The organism is Blautia caecimuris (assembly GCF_024622975.1).
Taxonomy (GTDB): Bacteria; Bacillota; Clostridia; order Lachnospirales; family Lachnospiraceae; genus Blautia_A; species Blautia_A caecimuris.
On sequence record NZ_JANJZT010000033.1, the window covers coordinates 1 to 16084 of the forward strand.

The following is a 16084-nucleotide window of genomic DNA, read 5'->3' on the forward strand; positions in this document are numbered from 1 at the left end:
TTAGGCATTTTTTAAAAGTTGTTTATAATGATATATTACAAAACAGGTGACTGTGGATAAAACTGCGGAAACTCAAGATATATTAGTTATTGAAGCATATAAAATATCGTTCCAAAAATACCTGAGCCAAAAATAATTATAATCGGATTTATCCTATATCTTCGTAAAAGAAACATACTTACAATAAATAAAATACCCTCTATAATACGAAAATCGGCAAACACCACCCCATCTAAAGAAGAATTAAATAAGGCCAGAAATAAAAGTGATAAACCAGCTGAACCTATCATCGCTACAATCGCAGGACGTAAGCCAGTAAGAATTCCCTGTACTGTTTTCAGATTACGATACTTCATATATAACCAGGACAATAGAAGTACAATAATAAGTGATGGAAAAATACAGCCAAGTGTACATACAACAGCACCTGTCAACCCGGCAATCTGTTGGCCTACAAATGTAGCACTATTCACGGCTATCGGACCGGGAGTCATTTCTGCAATTGTAATAAGATCCGCAAACTGCCCCATCTCCAGCCAATGATTCGTTTCTACGATCTGACTCTGGATTAACGGAACCGCAGCATATCCTCCTCCAAAACTAAAAAGCCCAATTTGAAAAAAGGCCCAAAACAGCTTTAAATATATCATTTTGCCTCTTTTCTCCTTTCTGTTATCAGGCTGTATACATATCCAATCACTCCACAAATCAGAATAATAATAACCGCACTGACATTCCAAAATACAGTTGTCATAAACGCTGCTGCCATAACTATAATCCACAGAATATTTTTTGTCTTAAAAATATTTGCTACCAATGTAAAAACAACATCACAAATTACTGCGGCAACTCCAGCACGCATAACCTGTAACATTATAGCAATCACATTATTATCCTTAAATTGGTTATAAAACACTGAAATCACCGAAATAATAATAAGAGGAGGGAGCACTGCTGCAAACGCTCCTGTCAGTGCTCCCATGATTCCCCGGATGCGGTATCCTGTGACAATGGCAATATTGACTCCCAGCGCTCCTGGAGCTGATTGTGCTATTGCGGTCATATCCAGCATTTCTTCTTCGGATATCCAGCGAAGCTTTTCTACAAAGGTTTTCTTCACCATACCAATGATAACAAATCCCCCACCAAAGGTGCATGAACTCAGTATAAAAATATTTTTAAATAACTGCCAGTAAATTTGCACTGCAGACATCTGTTCTAATTTATTATCTTCTGCCTGATTCATCACACAAGATCCTTTCTCCTACCCTGTTCATCCCATACATGGATGACAATGTCCATACTCATCCATGCAGTCATCTTTTGGATTCTTCATACAAAGATGGACTGATGCCTTTTTAAAAGTCAATGGCAGAGCCAAAATATTGGGATTATCTCCCACAAATTTTTTCTTTGCATCTTCAAGGGCCTCCTCAAATGTTGCCCTTGTTTTCAGCCCCATTCCTCTTGCATATCCAGGTTCCTGAGCTCCAACAATATAAATAGCGCTGGTATTCATTTCTGCAATATGCCCACAGGAAATCATACTGAAACCGTGAAATGGATGAAATGCATTTGTAAAACGATATTTCCTTATGTATTCCTGGTTTGTTGCAAAATATTCCCCATAACGATTGATATCTGGAAGAGTATTCATATAATCATGTTGAAAAAGATCATACATTTCTTTAAGGTAAGGCCATCTTTCGTCATGGAAAAATCCATTGCACAGAGAAGAACAGATAATCACACAGTGATCACTCATAATGCGTTTAAACCGAAGTACCTGTGCACTCAAAGCTTGCATCATCATAATAGGATTGGTACCCATTCCATCACCATAATGGAACTTTTGTGGCATACCAAATACAAGAACATCATATTTCTTTTCCGCCCAATGCACATATGTTCTTTTATCAGCAACTTTCCAGCTTAATGGCATCATTTCTTTTGCATATCCAGAATAAATGGCAATCTGTCTGGAGTTCGTATCCAGAACAGCATCACAGCAGAAAAATGGATGTCCCATTTTCTCTTCCATATGCATACTTATTTCATCAAACTTGTTTCTCATAAGGCTTCCCCCGTTTACCGGGGTAAAATCTGGGCGATGCATCACAGCCGGAACATGGTGACTGGCAATACTTCTCCAATTTGTAATTCCTGTAGCACTGTGTTTATAGCCGCCTGAATAACCTCCATAAGGATTTCCCTGAACATGACCGATTAAAATAGGAAGATCACTGTCAAATACATACTTATTCATGAATACAGGATCTCCCCTTCTGGTAGCTCCCAGATCAATCATATGCTCTTGGTCTTCACTGTCATGACTGATAATCTGCCCTGTATGCCAGAATTCATTAAATAATTCAGGACCAAAAATTGCCTTAGCATCTGTTTCTGTACTTCTGGGATGAAGTCCATTAGAAATAATAAAAAGAATATCCTTTTTATCAACACCTGCATTATAAAGTTCGTTAAGAATATATTTAATACTTAATTTTCTGTGGCTTGTAGGCTGCTCACCGCCTTTTACTCTGTCCGGCACAATAATAGTAACGGTAGTTCCTTTATGTGCCAGCTCTGATAATCGGGGCATTCCAATGGGATCAGCAAGACTGTTCAGATATGCCTCTTCCAGTTTATCCTCTGGTATATAATCCGGATCCTTAACTGTTTCACCTGGTATAAAAATATCTGTACTATCCGGAAGCTGCGCTTCCATAGTTCCATGTCCATATTCAAATTCTAATCTCATTTTACTACCTCCTGTCCCAGAACTGCATTCATATATATATTAATAATTTCTAAATATTCTTCCGGATAAAATCCTATTTCTTCTGTAAATCTGGTAAGAGCAATCAGGCCTCCGTCAATTTCTTTAATAGATGCAAGCATTTCGGCATTATCCTGCTTCAGGCCTCCACCATAAACAATATCCATGCCTCCTGTTTTTTCTTTTATAAAACGAGCCACCATAGTAATATATTCTTTTCCCGCAGGCATTTTTCCCGGTCCAATAGACCACACAGGTTCATATGCCACTATTACCATAGAATGATCTACATCCTTAAGTCCAAGTTCAAGCTGCCTTCCCAATACATTCTGCCAGTGCTCCTGTTCTTCACTCTTTTCTCCAATACAATACAAGACTTTCATTCCTCTTCGTACTGCAGCTTTTATTTCTTCATTAAGAATTCTGTTTATTGCATCTGCATCTGTAATCCCCGCTTCACTCAAAACATTATTCAAAAAGTTTCTTTCTTCACAATGCCCGATAATCACAGCATCACAACCTGCTGCTTTCATTGCTGCTGCTGGTCTTCCAGCCGTAAATGCGCCAAAATTACCACCAGGATATACATCTGTGCGAAGTACCCCTTGGCATCCTATTTGTATAGGTGAACCAATTTTGCGTGCAGCATTAGCTTCCAAAATATGTAGCTCTGGAAAAAAAATAGTAAAATCAACCTGATCTTTTTTATATGTCTGTAGCTTTTCCTCAGTATTTTTTACTATGTATGCTCCCCAATTATCAATATCTGCAATACTGTTCACCCCACCCATTTGTTTTGGAATGTCAAATCTCTTCAGATTTAAAAAAATATGCTTCATTATTCCTTCTCCTTGTAATACTCCTTAAAATCAAGAAATTCCTCAAATTTCGGACCAACCAGTGGTTGCAGCCATTTTATATATTCTTCTGTAATATCATTTCCACGGACATTAATATACTCATCCGGAAGCGTTTTTTCCAAAAGCATTACCTTCTCAATAGGAATTTCTATAATACCAATCTTGTAGGATCCGTCTTCTGTTTTTTCACGTTTAAAACCAATCATTACGCCAGTATGGCCTTTGATTGCTGCCTCCAGCGCCTTTTCCCCTGCCAACTGTGCTTCCTGACAATCTACAGGAGACTGCCAGGCAATAGATGCTCTTCCACAAAGTCCTGGCTTTTCATTCCTGGCCTTGATTCCCAGACGTTTAATTACAAGATTAGCCAGATGCGCACTTACATCCCCATAATATACAGCACGGTCTGTCTTATAAATCGGATCTACTACCGGAGTTCCATCCTCTTTCTTAAGACCTTCACTGACAACAACTACAACGCCGCCTAATTTGTCATAAAGCTTCTTTACATCAGTCAAAAATTCTTCTTCTTTAAAAGGCCGCTCTGGAGTATAAATAAGATGCGGAGCATCTCCTTTTTTCCTCCTTGCCAAAACCGAGGCTGCCGTAATCCATCCGGCATTTCTACCCAGAGCCTCTATAATACATACATGAATAGGAAGAGATTTCACATCTTCTGCCACCTCACGCACTGTCGCCGCCAAATATCTGGCAGCACTTCCAAATCCCGGAGTATGATCTGTAATGGCAATATCATTGTCAATAGTTTTAGGAATTCCTACAACCTTAATATCAGTATATCCAGCTTCTATACACGATTTGTAAATTTTACCGCAAGTATCCATGGTTCCATTTCCACCATTTGGTAAAATGTATTTTATATTATATTTTTTAAGAATAATCGGAGTCTTATTATAGTCTTCTTCTGTTACCGGATATCTGGAAGAACCAATAGCACTTCCTGGTGTATGTAGCAAGAGCTCTTTTGCTCCTTGAAATTCACTTAAATTTAAAAGGTTTTCTTTTAAAATGCCTTCTACACCACCAATTGCACCATATACAGCTCCAATTTGTGAATGTCTCTCTGCTTCTTTCAAAACCCCATAAAGAGAAGCATTCATAACAGAAGTTGGACCGCCCCCATGAACAACTAATACATTATTTTTCATTTTCTTTTATAAAACTCCTTCATCTCTTCTAGGGTTTTCACATCTACAAACGGTGCTTTTCCATAAGAACCAAACTGAACAATAAGTGTTCCTACAACTTCCTTCACACCCCGTTCTACACAGCTTACAATTTTTGCTGTATCCTCATCCGGGATCTGTCCAAACATCACTGTATCCATAATTGGTGGAAGGAATACACGTGGATCAAATTTATCCTTGTTTGCTTCCAGAAGGTGGTATATTTCTCCAATAGAATCACTTCGCCTCAGTTCTTCATGATCCCTGAATAGTTCTTTCATGTTTCTGGTGACAGCCAGACGAATGTCTGTATCTACGTTGATCTTGTTGATACCACATGAAATAGCTTCCTTCAATTCAACGATAGAAATTCCATAAGCATTCTTAAGATGTCCGCCCATAGCGTTGATCTCTTCTACGATATAGTCTGGAACCGTGGAAGACCCATGTGATACCAGTCCGCCCTCAATTCCTTCATGATTCATACACTCTCTGATTGCGATTGGAATCTGACGGCGAAGTTTTACATTCTTTCCCTTTGATGCACCATGCATAGTTCCATAGGAAATTGCCAGCGCATCTACACCTGTTTTCTTAAAGAACTCAATTGATTTCATTGGATTTGTATAAGTGGAGTTATCAGAAAAAACATGATCCTCTACTCCGGCAAGCACACCTAACTCGCCTTCAACACTGACGCCTTCTCTATGTGCATATTTTACAACCTCTCTGGTCAGTTCTACATTTTCGTCAAAGGAAAGAGAAGAACCGTCAATCATAACAGAGGTATAGCCTCCATCAATAGCCGCTTTACAGGAATCAAAATCTCTTCCATGATCCAGATGCAGGACAACTGGAATAGTTGAATTTTCTCCATATTTTTTTACTGCATCAGCAATTCGTTTTGCTCCTCTTTTTTTATCTTCCAGTGTAGCATTGACAAAATCGGTACAGCCGCCCATAAAACCGTTAGCCAGATCTGCACCCTGAAGTATTGCAGGAGATCGAAACATTTCATGGACTTCAATTACCGCCTTTGCCTGAGCAACTGCATTTACATTAAACGCACCCTGACCATATCCATATTTAACGGCTGCGTCGAGAACTGGTTTTAAAGAAACTAATGCCATTTTTTTACCGCCTTTCCAATCCCCCATTACAACTGTCAACGCAAACGTTTGAATCATATTTCATTGAAAACTATCATGTTCAAACTATATACTTAATTTATCTAAATACCTGATAAGGAGGGATTTTTATGCTTATTACTATTAAAAACAACAATGTATCTGCAACAATTGATACCATGGGAGCACAGCTCATCTCACTTAAAGATAATAAAAATACTGAATATATATGGCAGCGAAATCCAGATATATGGAAGAACTGTTCTCCTATCCTTTTTCCTATTGTCGGAAACTGTCGGAATAATAAAACTATCATTAACGGATGTGCTTATGAAATACCTAAACACGGTCCCTGTAAAACAACAGAGTTTCATATGAAAGCAATAACGGAATCTACTGCATCTTTTGAAATAACAGAAAAAGATTTTCCGACAGATTGTTATCCCTATCCATTTCACCTTATTGTACACTACACTCTGCAAAATCAAACTCTGGATCTGACACTTGAACTGTCCAATTCCTCTGAAAAACCCATTTTTTATTGTATTGGACTCCATCCGGGAATTTGCTGTCCACTCCATGAGGGAGAAACTTTCGAAGACTATATTCTTCGTTTTGGGCGAAAACAAAATTTCGGATATCGAAGATACGATACAAAAAAACAGGAATTCGACATGTCACACGAATATCCTTTTCCCGGAAATCAAATTGAAATTCCTCTTTCCCGGGAACTATTTCTCCATGATGCAATCTGGTTTGACCGCCTCTCATCAAAAGAACTCTCGCTTATCAATCCCAAAACTGGTCATGGACTTGCTACATTCTTTCCAGATTTTGAGACTGTAGCATTTTGGACCAGCTTATCTAAAAATGCACATTACATATGCATTGAACCATGGAATGGATCTGCAATATGTTCTGATGAAGATAATGAATTTCTTCATAAAAATCATCTGCAGAAGCTTAATCCTGATGACTCAAAAAAATATACCATGCAGTTCTGTATCCTTTAAGGACACAGAACTGTCAGGCCTTTCCCGCCGAACCTGCCAGACGGATAATATCCTTAATGTCTTCTCTCAAACGCTTCTCTGTATAAGAAGAAAGCTTCCATGCATGTCCCTCATCTTTTCCCTGCGCTAAACCATCTTTTACATAATTGATATAATTACAACGCACTTGTGTACCAAAATTGATTTTTGCCACACCTGCTTTGACAGCCTGCCGAATCAATGTCTCGTCCATTCCCGTACATCCATGGAGTACAAAAGGAATATCTGTGAACTCTCTGCATTTCTCCAGAATATCCACATGAATATCAACAGGTCCTTTATAGAATCCATGAGCATTACCTATCCCGATAGCCAAAGAATCTGGTCTGCAGAGCTCCAGATATTTTTTTACTATATCCGGATCCGCAATATTGGAAAGTCCATTCTGATGTCCCTGATCATCTAATCTTGCCAGCTCTCCTATCTCTGCTTCTAAAGGTACTCCAAATGCTCTACAAACCCTGGCAACCTCTTCTGTTCTTTTTGCATTTTCCTCTACAGAAAACGCTGATCCATCATACATAATAGAAGTAAATCCGATATGCAGCATTTCCATACACCGTTCAAAACTATCACCATGATCAAGATGAATCGCTACTGGTACAGATACCTTTTCTGCCATCCATTTGGCAGTTTCAAAAAACCAGTCATGTCCTGAATATGAACCTGTATTCACATAATGGGCTAAAATTACAGGTGAATTCAGCTCTTCCGCTGCCATACAAATTGCACGAATAATATCATATGTGCCACCTTGTGTATTAATTGCCGGAACAGCGTACCCATTTTTGTATGCCTTATCCATCATTTCAAAGCTAGTTGTCAGCATATCGGTTCCTCCTCCATTTTATTAAATCTCAACAATTACCTTCAGGTAATCTGAAGGCTTTTTGATCATATCCTGAATGGTTGTCTCTACTTCATCTAACCTGATCATTTTGGTAATAAATGCATCTGTCGGAATTTTATTCTCATGAATCAGTTTGATTGCTTCTGGAAATTTCTTATTCGAATTTCTGGAAGGACAGATATCAATCTCTTTTTGCATCAAACGCACTGTATTAATAGCTACAGGATTATGCGGCCAGCCTACAAGAGCAATTCTTGCACCATGACATACGTAATTATGCATTTGTTCCAAAATCACTGGTGCGCCTGTACAGTCAATCATAGCCTCTGGCAATTTACCCTCTGTAACCTCCTTCAGATATTCCTCTATCCCACCTTCTTTTGAATTAAAAATATAAGGTATTCCACGTTCCTTCGCATAATCCAGTCTTTCCTGAATCACATCTATAAGAATTGGAAATGCGCCATAATTAATACAGGCATATGCTGCCATAAGACCAATTACGCCAGCTCCAAAAATAACAACTTTTTCTCCACTTTTCACTCTTGCACGTGTTGCTGCATGAAGTCCAATTGTAAATGGTTCTACTAACGCAGCATGTTTAAAGGTAAGATCATCAGGTAATTTATAAAGAAGCTGTACCGGATGCAAAAAATATTCTGCCATCATTCCGTCTTTATGTACTCCACATACATGAATATCTGCACAATTATTAAAGCGCTCTTCTGCACACATATGACATTTGTTACAGGGAACGTATGGTTCCAAAGCTACACGGTCTCCTACTTTCAATCCTTTATCATTTTCACCGATAGCTTCAATAATTCCCACACCTTCATGTCCCAGTCCATTGATCGGATACTTCATTGTAGGATTTACACCTCTGTATGCTGTTACATCAGATCCACAGATTCCGCACATCTCCATTTTTATAACAGCCTGACCAGGAACCAGCTCTGGCTTCGGAAGATCTTTGATCTCAAGTTTTTCTGGTTTTTCAATACATAATACTTTCATAAATTATTCTTCCTCCCTATTAAGTCAAGTCTTTTTTCCTTGAAAATCAAGGTTTTTTCGATATACTATCAATAAATATCTCAGAAGAAAGAGCCATTGGTATGGGCATTTCTCTGTATCCGGTACGAAAATAGCTGGTTTTGGGTACACGAAGTAAAACGTCTTGGTTTTCTGTTTTACATGGCCTTGTGTATACCCATCCATCTACGGCAGCGAACCTCCCGTGTCTACCAGGATCTCCCGCATTTCTGCAGGGCCCTAACTTCCTTCGTCCCGCCTGTCCATAACCAGGGTGTCAGCTTAGCTCCTTGTCAGGGTCTTGCCCTATGGAAAATATTCCTGCCGACTACTGGCTCACTCTTTGTCTTAAGTTTTACTGACCTATTCTGTATGCTCCACAAACCAGCACCTTGCGGTGGACGTTTCTCCGGCCTGTTCCTCATACCTTTCAGCTTTCCTGCTACAGCTGAATTCAACTCTCAGATTTGTTTTCTAAAGGCTCAATTCAACTGTAGCAGGAACATTACCTGTTTTGTCTCTGGTTGTTATGCTGCCTGCATCTACGGTCTTCTGATATCTCCTATCAGTTTCTCCGCATCATAATCTACACCTTTTGTGAGGATCGCGTAGAATACCCTTATAACCTTGCAGGCTATCGCTACCACTGACTGCATCTTTTTCAGCGGATTTTCCTTTCGGCCCCGATAATACTCATGTATTTCCCGGAACTCCGCATTCTTTCCAATCAGCGATATCGCTGCCTCATACAGCACATATCTCAGGCGCTTTCGCCCGCGGTAGCTGATCCGACTTTCTCCGTTATGCTTACCGGAATCATTCGCCACGATCGCATATCCCGCCAGTTTCTGCAGTTGTTTGGGATTATCAAAACGTCCAATGTCCCCAACTTCTGCAATAAAACCACTGACTGTAACCAATCCGATCCCTTTGATTGCCATCAGCTTATCAATATATGGGATCTCCTTTAGTTTTTCTTCTATACTCCGGAGCAGTTCCTCCAGCCTTGCTGCATATACATCCATGTCATTCAGCAGATTTTTTAATTCGATTCTCGCTGCTTCCGGCGCTTCCTTACTCCCAATGCTATGCTCTGCAACGGATACCAGGGTCTTTGCCCTCTTCATTCCAGCGCCTCTCAGCTTCGCATTTCTCCAGATCTGGTTCACACCTTCTGCCCCAAGCTTTACGATATCCTCCGGCAGCGGAGCTGCCTTCAACACCATTCTTCCGCTGACCGCTTTCAAATCCACGTAGACATCTTTATATTCCGGGAAGTAGATGGAAAACCATCTTGCAATCCGATTCTTGATCCTTGTGAGTTCTTCCTGCGTCTGGAAACGCAGGTTCGAAAGGCTCCTGATTTCTGCATAAATGCCGGTGGGTATATATGGATAGGAAAAACGTCCCTCATTGACCAGTGCCGCAATTGTTTTGGGATCTTTGCGGTCATTCTTGTTGGGGTTGTTGTCGTCCAGTTCCTTCGATTTCTTGACATGATGGGGATTCACATGTACCGGCTTCATTCCGCTGTCCTGCAGGAATTTCCCTAACGCAAACCAGTAATGACCGGTCGGCTCCATTCCGGGAATCACAGCAGTTTTGCCATGTTTTTCTGCGATATCTTCCATCCACGCTTTCAAAGTCAGGAATCCGGATTCCGTGTTACTGAACTCCAGCGGCTTTTTGCTATACTCATAATTTCTCCAGTCAAAAGCCCTAGCGTAATGAGTTTCGCTTCCGACATCAATACCAACAATCAAAGTTTTTTCAGTAATGGATGCAATTTTTGCGTTCTGTGTGTTATAATTCATTTCAGATACCTCTCTGTTCAATAAGATTTTTACTAACCGGCAAAGTCAGTAATCTTATTTTACTCTGAGGTATTTTTTTCTCAACCTTCTTTCTCGGAATTCCCTATACTTGAATTATACAGGAAGCTCCTTATCATTTTCACGAATATAATTCAATGCGTTTGGCATAATTCCTGTATTCCATCCACCATCAGCAAAAATAATCTGTCCTACAATATAATCAGATTCCTCACTTGCGAGAAAACAGGCAAGATTTGCAACCTCTGCTACCTTCCCGAATCTTCCAATAGGAGATACTGAAAGAATCTCTTCCTGATTAAGGATTCCTTGTCTTAATGGTTTTTCTACCATTTCTGTTTTAATCCATCCAGGTGCAATTGCATTTACCTTAATATTATATAAGGCCCATTCAGCTCCCAGCTGTTGCGTAAGGAGATTTACAGCCCCTTTGGTGATTCCATAAGGAGTCCTTCCTACATTAATCATCCTTGTATTTCCAGATGAAATATTAATAATACTTCCGCCCCCATCTTTCCTCATATATTTTCCAACTGCCTGGCAAGCGAAAAGCGGAGCTTTCATATTAATATCAATTACTTCATCCAAAACCTCCTCTGAAAGTTTCATGGTAGGACACGGCCTTGCAATACCTGCACAATTTACAAGCACATCAATATGACCATATTCTTCGTGAATTCTGTCTGCCATCTGAAAAATAGAACTTCTGCTTCTCAAATCAATCTGATAAAATCCGGCTGCTGTTCCTAGCTTTTTTGCAGCATTAGATCCTTCGGTTTCCAGAACATCTGCAATAACCACTTTGGCGCCTTCTTCTACATATTTTTCAGCGATTCCAAATCCAATGCCTCTGGCCGCCCCTGTTACCAGAGCGATTTTATTCTTTAGCCTCTGTTTCTGCATATGCTCATCATCCTTTTACCACCATTTAATTTTATCTGTGATATAATTTCTGTACTCAATAAATTTTGGATCTGTTATGTCTCTGGGTCTTGGAAGCTCAATTTTAACTTCTTCTTTAATCTTTGCCGGTTTATTTGTAAGTATCATAACTTTTTCTGCCAGATAAACTGCCTCTTCGATGTTGTGCGTAATAAAAATAACTGTACTTCCAAGCTCTTTCCAGAGACGAATCACTTCGTCTTCCAAATAAAAGCGCATTTTAACATCCATCTGCCCATAGGGTTCATCCATAAGAAGAAGATCCGGCTGCATGGCAAAGGAACGGCCGATAATAATACGCTGTTCTGCAGATACGGATAATTCTCCGGGATAAGATTTACGAAATTCCTGAAGTCCCATCAAGTCTAAAATTTGATCAACCCTTTTTTTAATTTCCTCCTTTGGAAGCTTTTTTATTTTTAATCCATAAGCAATGTTATCCTCAACAGTCAGCCACGGAAGAGCACTTGGCTCCTGAAAAACAAACGAAATATTATGCTTTTTCGGATCTGCTGGAACTCCATCAATATACAGATCACCGGAGGTAGGCATATGTATCCTGGTCAAACAGTTCAAAAATGTACTTTTTCCGCATCCAGTTGGACCTACTACACATACAAATTCTCCTTTGCGGATATGAAATGACATATCATCCAGAACCAAAAGATCTCCGAATTTTTTTGTAAGATTTTTTACTTCGACTTTAATCGGTCTTGTATCTTCGTTTGGCATAATCTCCTCCCTCTAAATTGATAAATCCGTATTGTCAGAAATTACTGTCCTGAGATCCAGGAATTCCTTACTTACCATGTCTCTAGGTCTGGAAATGTCAATGGGATATACTTTTTTCACCTTGGTCGGACAATCACTGAGAAGAATGATCCTGTCTCCAAGATAGCACGCCTCCTCAATGTTATTTGTAACAAAAATAATCGTCCTCTTTTCCTTTTCCCATATTTTCAAAAGGTCTTCCTGCATCTGATATCTTGTCTGCGCATCCAGTTTTCCAAAGGGCTCATCCATAATCAAAAGCTTTGGATCCGCAGCATAAGCTCTTGCAATTCCAACACGCTGCTGCATGCCACCAGAAAGTTGCTTAGGATAATATTCTTCAAATCCTTTAAGTCCTACCAGTTCTATATAATGTTTTGCAATCTCTCTCCTCTTTTCCTTTTCCATTCCCCGAAATTTAAGAGCAAGCTCCACATTCTCAATAACTGTTTTAAAAGGCATCAGCGCCAGTTTCTGGAAAACCATCCCTATCTCAGGATTCAAACCTTTCCATTCCTGTCCATTATATATAATCTGGCCTTCCGTCTGTTCTTCCAAACCTGACATAATATTTAAAAGTACTGTTTTTCCACATCTTCCCGGTCCAAGTATTACAAGGAATTCTCCATCATAAACATCCAGACTTACGTCCTCGATTGCTGTAAAATATCCTTTCTTTCCAAAAAAAGTTTTAGAAAGATTCCTGACCTCCATTCTTTTATTTAATTGTTCCATGGACACACCACCTTCTCAAGTTTCTGCAAAATCGTAGATAATAATGCTCCGATAATTGCAATTGTAATTACAGAAACCATTACTAACGATAAGTCACTTCCCTGCCAGCCTCTTGTTACCAAAGATCCCAGACCGGCATTTGCTCCGAGCATTTCTGCAGCCAGAACTGTTGTCCATCCGGAGCTTACAGATGTACGAATTCCTGCAAAAATAGAAGGAAGTGCTGTAGGAATTACAATTTCTTTTAAAATTTGTCGATTTTTCCCTCCAAATATTTGACCTACCTGTATATTTATTCTGTCAACCATCTCGATTCCTGTTGATGTATTAATTACAAGAGGTACAAAAGTACCAATAAAAACAAGCAGGATTTTTGGAAACTCACCAATTCCAAACCACATGATCACAATTGGAATCCAGGCAATTGGAGGAATCGGACGAATCACCTCAAAGATACTTCCAAAAAATGCTCTGGCCTTTTTATTCCACCCAATTAGAATTCCAAAAGCTATGCCAAAAACCCATGACACCAGAAGTGCCAGAAGAACTCTTCTTAAGCTTGCCCATGCATGACCAAATAGTGTCGTTTTTGCAATAGGCTTTGTAAAAGTTTTTACCAAACGCTCCCAGACCTGAGCCGGAGAAGGCATTAACTCCGGATTAAATGCGGAAAAGGATATCCAGCCTACGGCAATAAGAACAACAGCCAGTACAGGGAGGCCCCAATATAGGATGCTATGGACAGCCTTTTGTTTTGTTGTTTTCTGATCCATCTCCTTACCCTCCTAACGATTTATTTTCCAGCGAAGGAAATATTTCTCAGCCCTTGACAGAAGCATTGATAAAAATGCTCCGATAGCTCCAATTACAACCATACCTACAATTACAATATCAGGGCGTGCAACTGTTCTTCCAATTTGAATCATATATCCAAGACCTGCACTCGCTGCCAGCATTTCTGCTGCAACCAACGTTGACCATGAATTTCCAAGCGCAACTCTGATTCCCGCAAATACCATTGGAAGAGAAGAAGGAACCCCTACCTTCCAAAATATTTCATAATTAGGAGCTCCAAAAGTTCTGGATACATCAATCAAAGTTTGGCTTGTAAGCTTGATGCCTGTATAAGAATTAATAACGCAGGGAACAAATGCTGTAAAAAAAATAATTAACGCTTTTGCCTTTAATCCTACTCCCATCCATACAACAACCAGAGGAATCCAGGCTATAGGCGGCACGGGACGAATCAATTCAAAAATGGGTCTAATAAAACGGTCTGCATAAGTCCACCACCCCATAAGAAGTCCCAGGGGAACCCCTATTACAATTGCCGCAAGAAAACCTGAAAGGGCAACCTGAAGAGATGCCATAATGTTTACTCCCAACATATTTCCATCAGGAGCTTTATTATTTATTTTAAAAATCAAAGTATTCAGAATACGAGTAGGCGCAGGAAGCAGTCTCTCATTTACTAATCCCAGCACAACAGCCAGCTGCCAGATTACCAAAACAGAAAGTATGCCTGCTGCACTCAACAGAACATACTTTAAGTTTTCTTTCTTTTTATTCTGACGCCAGAGCTGCAGCTGATCTTCCAGATTTTGTTTATCCTTATTCATTCAGCTGTCTCCTTTTATCTTCTATTTTGACTCATCAAGTACTTCTTTCAGAAGGGTACTGTCAACATGTCCGGCAAATTTTTCATCATCACCTTCCATATAGTTTCCTACACTGATAAAGAAGTCCAATACATCCATCAAATTACTTTCCATCTCGGAGTATTCTGAGCCTTCTGCTTTTGTTTCCATCATCTGTACCGCTTCATCTAATGTATAATATTTATCTGCCTGCACGTATTTTTCTACAATTTCCGGTTCCATAGAACTTCCATTTTCATCGTTCATATCTACGCAGTACTGTACAACTTCTTCGGTATTTTCTGCCATCCAGTCAAGAGTTTTGAAGTAAACTTTCATAAAAGCTTTCATTGCTTCATATTTTTCTTCATCCTCATAACTGTTTTTGTTTGCAACAAAGTTACACATCAGGCCCGAATCAACCAGAGGACCACTTGCTACTGCTGTATACTCTTCTGTATTCTCCAGCATTTTAAATGTACCGCCGCTGCCTGTAAGCACACATGCATCGCCTTCTCCAGCCAGAAATGCACTATAAGCTGTTGCCGGATCCATTGCGATAAATTCTACGTCATTTTGTGTCAGTCCAAAACCTTCCAGCATTTTAATCAGAACATACTGCGTTACACTTCCTGTATTACATAAAATAGATTTTCCTTTCCATGTTTCCGCATCACCATAGATTTCTTCGTTTATGCTGTTGTTTCCCTGTCCAGCTTTTACAATATCTGAATCACTTCTTGCAAATACATATTGAGTTCCATCATCTGTATTACTAGCCCCAAGAATTTTTGCATCATATCCAAGTACGCCAGCAATTACTCCGCCCACACCTGTGCATCCGATGTCCCATCCGTCTGAGGAAAGTGACTCCATCTGAACCGGTCCATTAGTAAAGAGAACCTCTTCTATTTCAAGATTTTCTTCTTCAAACCAGCCTTCCTGTTGTGCAATGTATACTGGAAGCCAGTTTAAACTTCCTCCAATTCCGGAAACAGTCAGAGAATAACCATCATCTGCCATTACCGGCTGTGTCGCCAGCCCTGCACACATAGCTGTTGTTAATGCCAATGCTACCATTTTCTTTACCTTCATGTTTTACCTCCACTTCTTGTTTGTGTCATTTGTTACTTTTTCCCATTTCTCTGTTCTTTTTATGAGTTTATAGTAGCATTTTATATAGGCAAAAACAATAATATTTTACTCAAACGTTTGCTATATTTGTTAAAATATGGTATAATTTGTAAAAATCTCCTTTTCTCTTGTTCAAAATTTTT

General features: G+C 39.5%; 16 protein-coding genes. 1 reads left to right on the forward strand and 15 read right to left on the reverse strand.

Annotated elements, in window-relative coordinates; translation table 11 throughout:
• Window positions 1-86: 86 nt before the first annotated feature.
• The 6 genes from NSA57_RS16140 to NSA57_RS16165 are packed head-to-tail and all read right to left on the reverse strand — an operon-like array spanning window position 87 to window position 5956.
• Complete coding sequence (locus NSA57_RS16140; RefSeq protein WP_257465430.1) at window positions 87-650, reverse strand: chromate transporter; 564 nt, start codon at window positions 648-650, stop codon at window positions 87-89.
• Window positions 647-1246, reverse strand: a complete 600-nt coding sequence (locus NSA57_RS16145) for a chromate transporter (RefSeq protein WP_257465431.1) — start codon at window positions 1244-1246, stop codon at window positions 647-649. Before NSA57_RS16145 ends, NSA57_RS16140 begins: the two co-directional genes overlap by 4 nt.
• A 27-nt stretch (window positions 1247-1273) precedes the next feature.
• On the reverse strand, window positions 1274-2761 hold the full coding sequence (locus NSA57_RS16150) for a lactate racemase domain-containing protein (protein ID WP_257465432.1): 1488 nt from the start codon (window positions 2759-2761) through the stop codon (window positions 1274-1276).
• A complete protein-coding gene (locus NSA57_RS16155) occupies window positions 2758-3618 on the reverse strand; it encodes a triose-phosphate isomerase (RefSeq protein ID WP_257465433.1) in 861 nt (286 codons plus the stop codon). The genes NSA57_RS16150 and NSA57_RS16155 overlap by 4 nt, the downstream gene beginning before the upstream one ends.
• Window positions 3618-4808, reverse strand: coding sequence for a diphosphate--fructose-6-phosphate 1-phosphotransferase (locus NSA57_RS16160; RefSeq protein ID WP_257465434.1), 1191 nt, complete (start codon window positions 4806-4808; stop codon window positions 3618-3620). Before NSA57_RS16160 ends, NSA57_RS16155 begins: the two co-directional genes overlap by 1 nt.
• Entirely contained in the window at window positions 4805-5956 is a 1152-nt protein-coding gene (locus NSA57_RS16165) for a class II fructose-bisphosphate aldolase (protein WP_257465435.1), read from the reverse strand. The genes NSA57_RS16160 and NSA57_RS16165 overlap by 4 nt, the downstream gene beginning before the upstream one ends.
• 128 nt (window positions 5957-6084) lie before the next feature.
• On the opposite strand from NSA57_RS16165, the gene NSA57_RS16170 reads away from it, so the two are divergent.
• On the forward strand, window positions 6085-6966 hold the full coding sequence (locus NSA57_RS16170; RefSeq protein WP_257465436.1) for an aldose 1-epimerase family protein: 882 nt from the start codon (window positions 6085-6087) through the stop codon (window positions 6964-6966).
• 13 nt (window positions 6967-6979) lie between these two features.
• On the opposite strand, the gene NSA57_RS16175 is transcribed toward NSA57_RS16170, so the two are convergent.
• The 9 genes from NSA57_RS16175 to NSA57_RS16215 all read right to left on the reverse strand — a co-directional run bounded on the left by NSA57_RS16175 (window position 6980) and on the right by NSA57_RS16215 (window position 15902).
• Window positions 6980-7834: a class II fructose-bisphosphate aldolase gene (locus NSA57_RS16175; protein WP_257465437.1), complete on the reverse strand. Its 855-nt coding sequence runs from the start codon at window positions 7832-7834 to the stop codon at window positions 6980-6982.
• Between the two features lie 21 nt (window positions 7835-7855).
• Complete coding sequence (locus NSA57_RS16180) at window positions 7856-8872, reverse strand: zinc-dependent alcohol dehydrogenase (protein WP_257465438.1); 1017 nt, start codon at window positions 8870-8872, stop codon at window positions 7856-7858.
• A gap of 560 nt (window positions 8873-9432) precedes the next feature.
• Complete coding sequence (locus NSA57_RS16185; RefSeq protein ID WP_257465439.1) at window positions 9433-10704, reverse strand: IS110 family RNA-guided transposase; 1272 nt, start codon at window positions 10702-10704, stop codon at window positions 9433-9435.
• A 114-nt stretch (window positions 10705-10818) separates the two neighbouring features.
• Window positions 10819-11625, reverse strand: coding sequence for an SDR family NAD(P)-dependent oxidoreductase (locus NSA57_RS16190; protein WP_257465440.1), 807 nt, complete (start codon window positions 11623-11625; stop codon window positions 10819-10821).
• Between the two features lie 15 nt (window positions 11626-11640).
• Window positions 11641-12396: an ABC transporter ATP-binding protein gene (locus NSA57_RS16195; RefSeq protein WP_257465441.1), complete on the reverse strand. Its 756-nt coding sequence runs from the start codon at window positions 12394-12396 to the stop codon at window positions 11641-11643.
• A gap of 12 nt (window positions 12397-12408) precedes the next feature.
• On the reverse strand, window positions 12409-13170 hold the full coding sequence (locus NSA57_RS16200) for an ABC transporter ATP-binding protein (protein WP_257465442.1): 762 nt from the start codon (window positions 13168-13170) through the stop codon (window positions 12409-12411).
• Window positions 13158-13943 (reverse strand): ABC transporter permease, encoded by a 786-nt coding sequence (locus NSA57_RS16205; RefSeq protein WP_257465443.1) that lies wholly within the window; start codon window positions 13941-13943, stop codon window positions 13158-13160. The genes NSA57_RS16200 and NSA57_RS16205 overlap by 13 nt, the downstream gene beginning before the upstream one ends.
• Before the next feature lie 12 nt (window positions 13944-13955).
• Window positions 13956-14789, reverse strand: a complete 834-nt coding sequence (locus NSA57_RS16210; protein WP_257465444.1) for an ABC transporter permease — start codon at window positions 14787-14789, stop codon at window positions 13956-13958.
• A 21-nt stretch (window positions 14790-14810) separates the two neighbouring features.
• Entirely contained in the window at window positions 14811-15902 is a 1092-nt protein-coding gene (locus NSA57_RS16215; RefSeq protein WP_257465445.1) for an ABC transporter substrate-binding protein, read from the reverse strand.
• Window positions 15903-16084 lie beyond the last annotated feature (182 nt).

What these genes read in the sequence shown, in the direction of transcription:
- NSA57_RS16140 (WP_257465430.1), bottom strand. Translation starts at nt 650, where the DNA reads ATGATATATTTAAAGCTGTTTTGGGCCTTTTTTCAAATTGGGCTTTTT.
- NSA57_RS16145 (WP_257465431.1), bottom strand. Translation starts at nt 1,246, where the DNA reads ATGAATCAGGCAGAAGATAATAAATTAGAACAGATGTCTGCAGTGCAA.
- NSA57_RS16150 (WP_257465432.1), bottom strand. Translation starts at nt 2,761, where the DNA reads ATGAGATTAGAATTTGAATATGGACATGGAACTATGGAAGCGCAGCTT.
- NSA57_RS16155 (WP_257465433.1), bottom strand. Translation starts at nt 3,618, where the DNA reads ATGAAGCATATTTTTTTAAATCTGAAGAGATTTGACATTCCAAAACAA.
- NSA57_RS16160 (WP_257465434.1), bottom strand. Translation starts at nt 4,808, where the DNA reads ATGAAAAATAATGTATTAGTTGTTCATGGGGGCGGTCCAACTTCTGTT.
- NSA57_RS16165 (WP_257465435.1), bottom strand. Translation starts at nt 5,956, where the DNA reads ATGGCATTAGTTTCTTTAAAACCAGTTCTCGACGCAGCCGTTAAATAT.
- NSA57_RS16170 (WP_257465436.1), top strand. Translation starts at nt 6,085, where the DNA reads ATGCTTATTACTATTAAAAACAACAATGTATCTGCAACAATTGATACC.
- NSA57_RS16175 (WP_257465437.1), bottom strand. Translation starts at nt 7,834, where the DNA reads ATGCTGACAACTAGCTTTGAAATGATGGATAAGGCATACAAAAATGGG.
- NSA57_RS16180 (WP_257465438.1), bottom strand. Translation starts at nt 8,872, where the DNA reads ATGAAAGTATTATGTATTGAAAAACCAGAAAAACTTGAGATCAAAGAT.
- NSA57_RS16185 (WP_257465439.1), bottom strand. Translation starts at nt 10,704, where the DNA reads ATGAATTATAACACACAGAACGCAAAAATTGCATCCATTACTGAAAAA.
- NSA57_RS16190 (WP_257465440.1), bottom strand. Translation starts at nt 11,625, where the DNA reads ATGCAGAAACAGAGGCTAAAGAATAAAATCGCTCTGGTAACAGGGGCG.
- NSA57_RS16195 (WP_257465441.1), bottom strand. Translation starts at nt 12,396, where the DNA reads ATGCCAAACGAAGATACAAGACCGATTAAAGTCGAAGTAAAAAATCTT.
- NSA57_RS16200 (WP_257465442.1), bottom strand. Translation starts at nt 13,170, where the DNA reads ATGGAACAATTAAATAAAAGAATGGAGGTCAGGAATCTTTCTAAAACT.
- NSA57_RS16205 (WP_257465443.1), bottom strand. Translation starts at nt 13,943, where the DNA reads ATGGATCAGAAAACAACAAAACAAAAGGCTGTCCATAGCATCCTATAT.
- NSA57_RS16210 (WP_257465444.1), bottom strand. Translation starts at nt 14,789, where the DNA reads ATGAATAAGGATAAACAAAATCTGGAAGATCAGCTGCAGCTCTGGCGT.
- NSA57_RS16215 (WP_257465445.1), bottom strand. Translation starts at nt 15,902, where the DNA reads ATGAAGGTAAAGAAAATGGTAGCATTGGCATTAACAACAGCTATGTGT.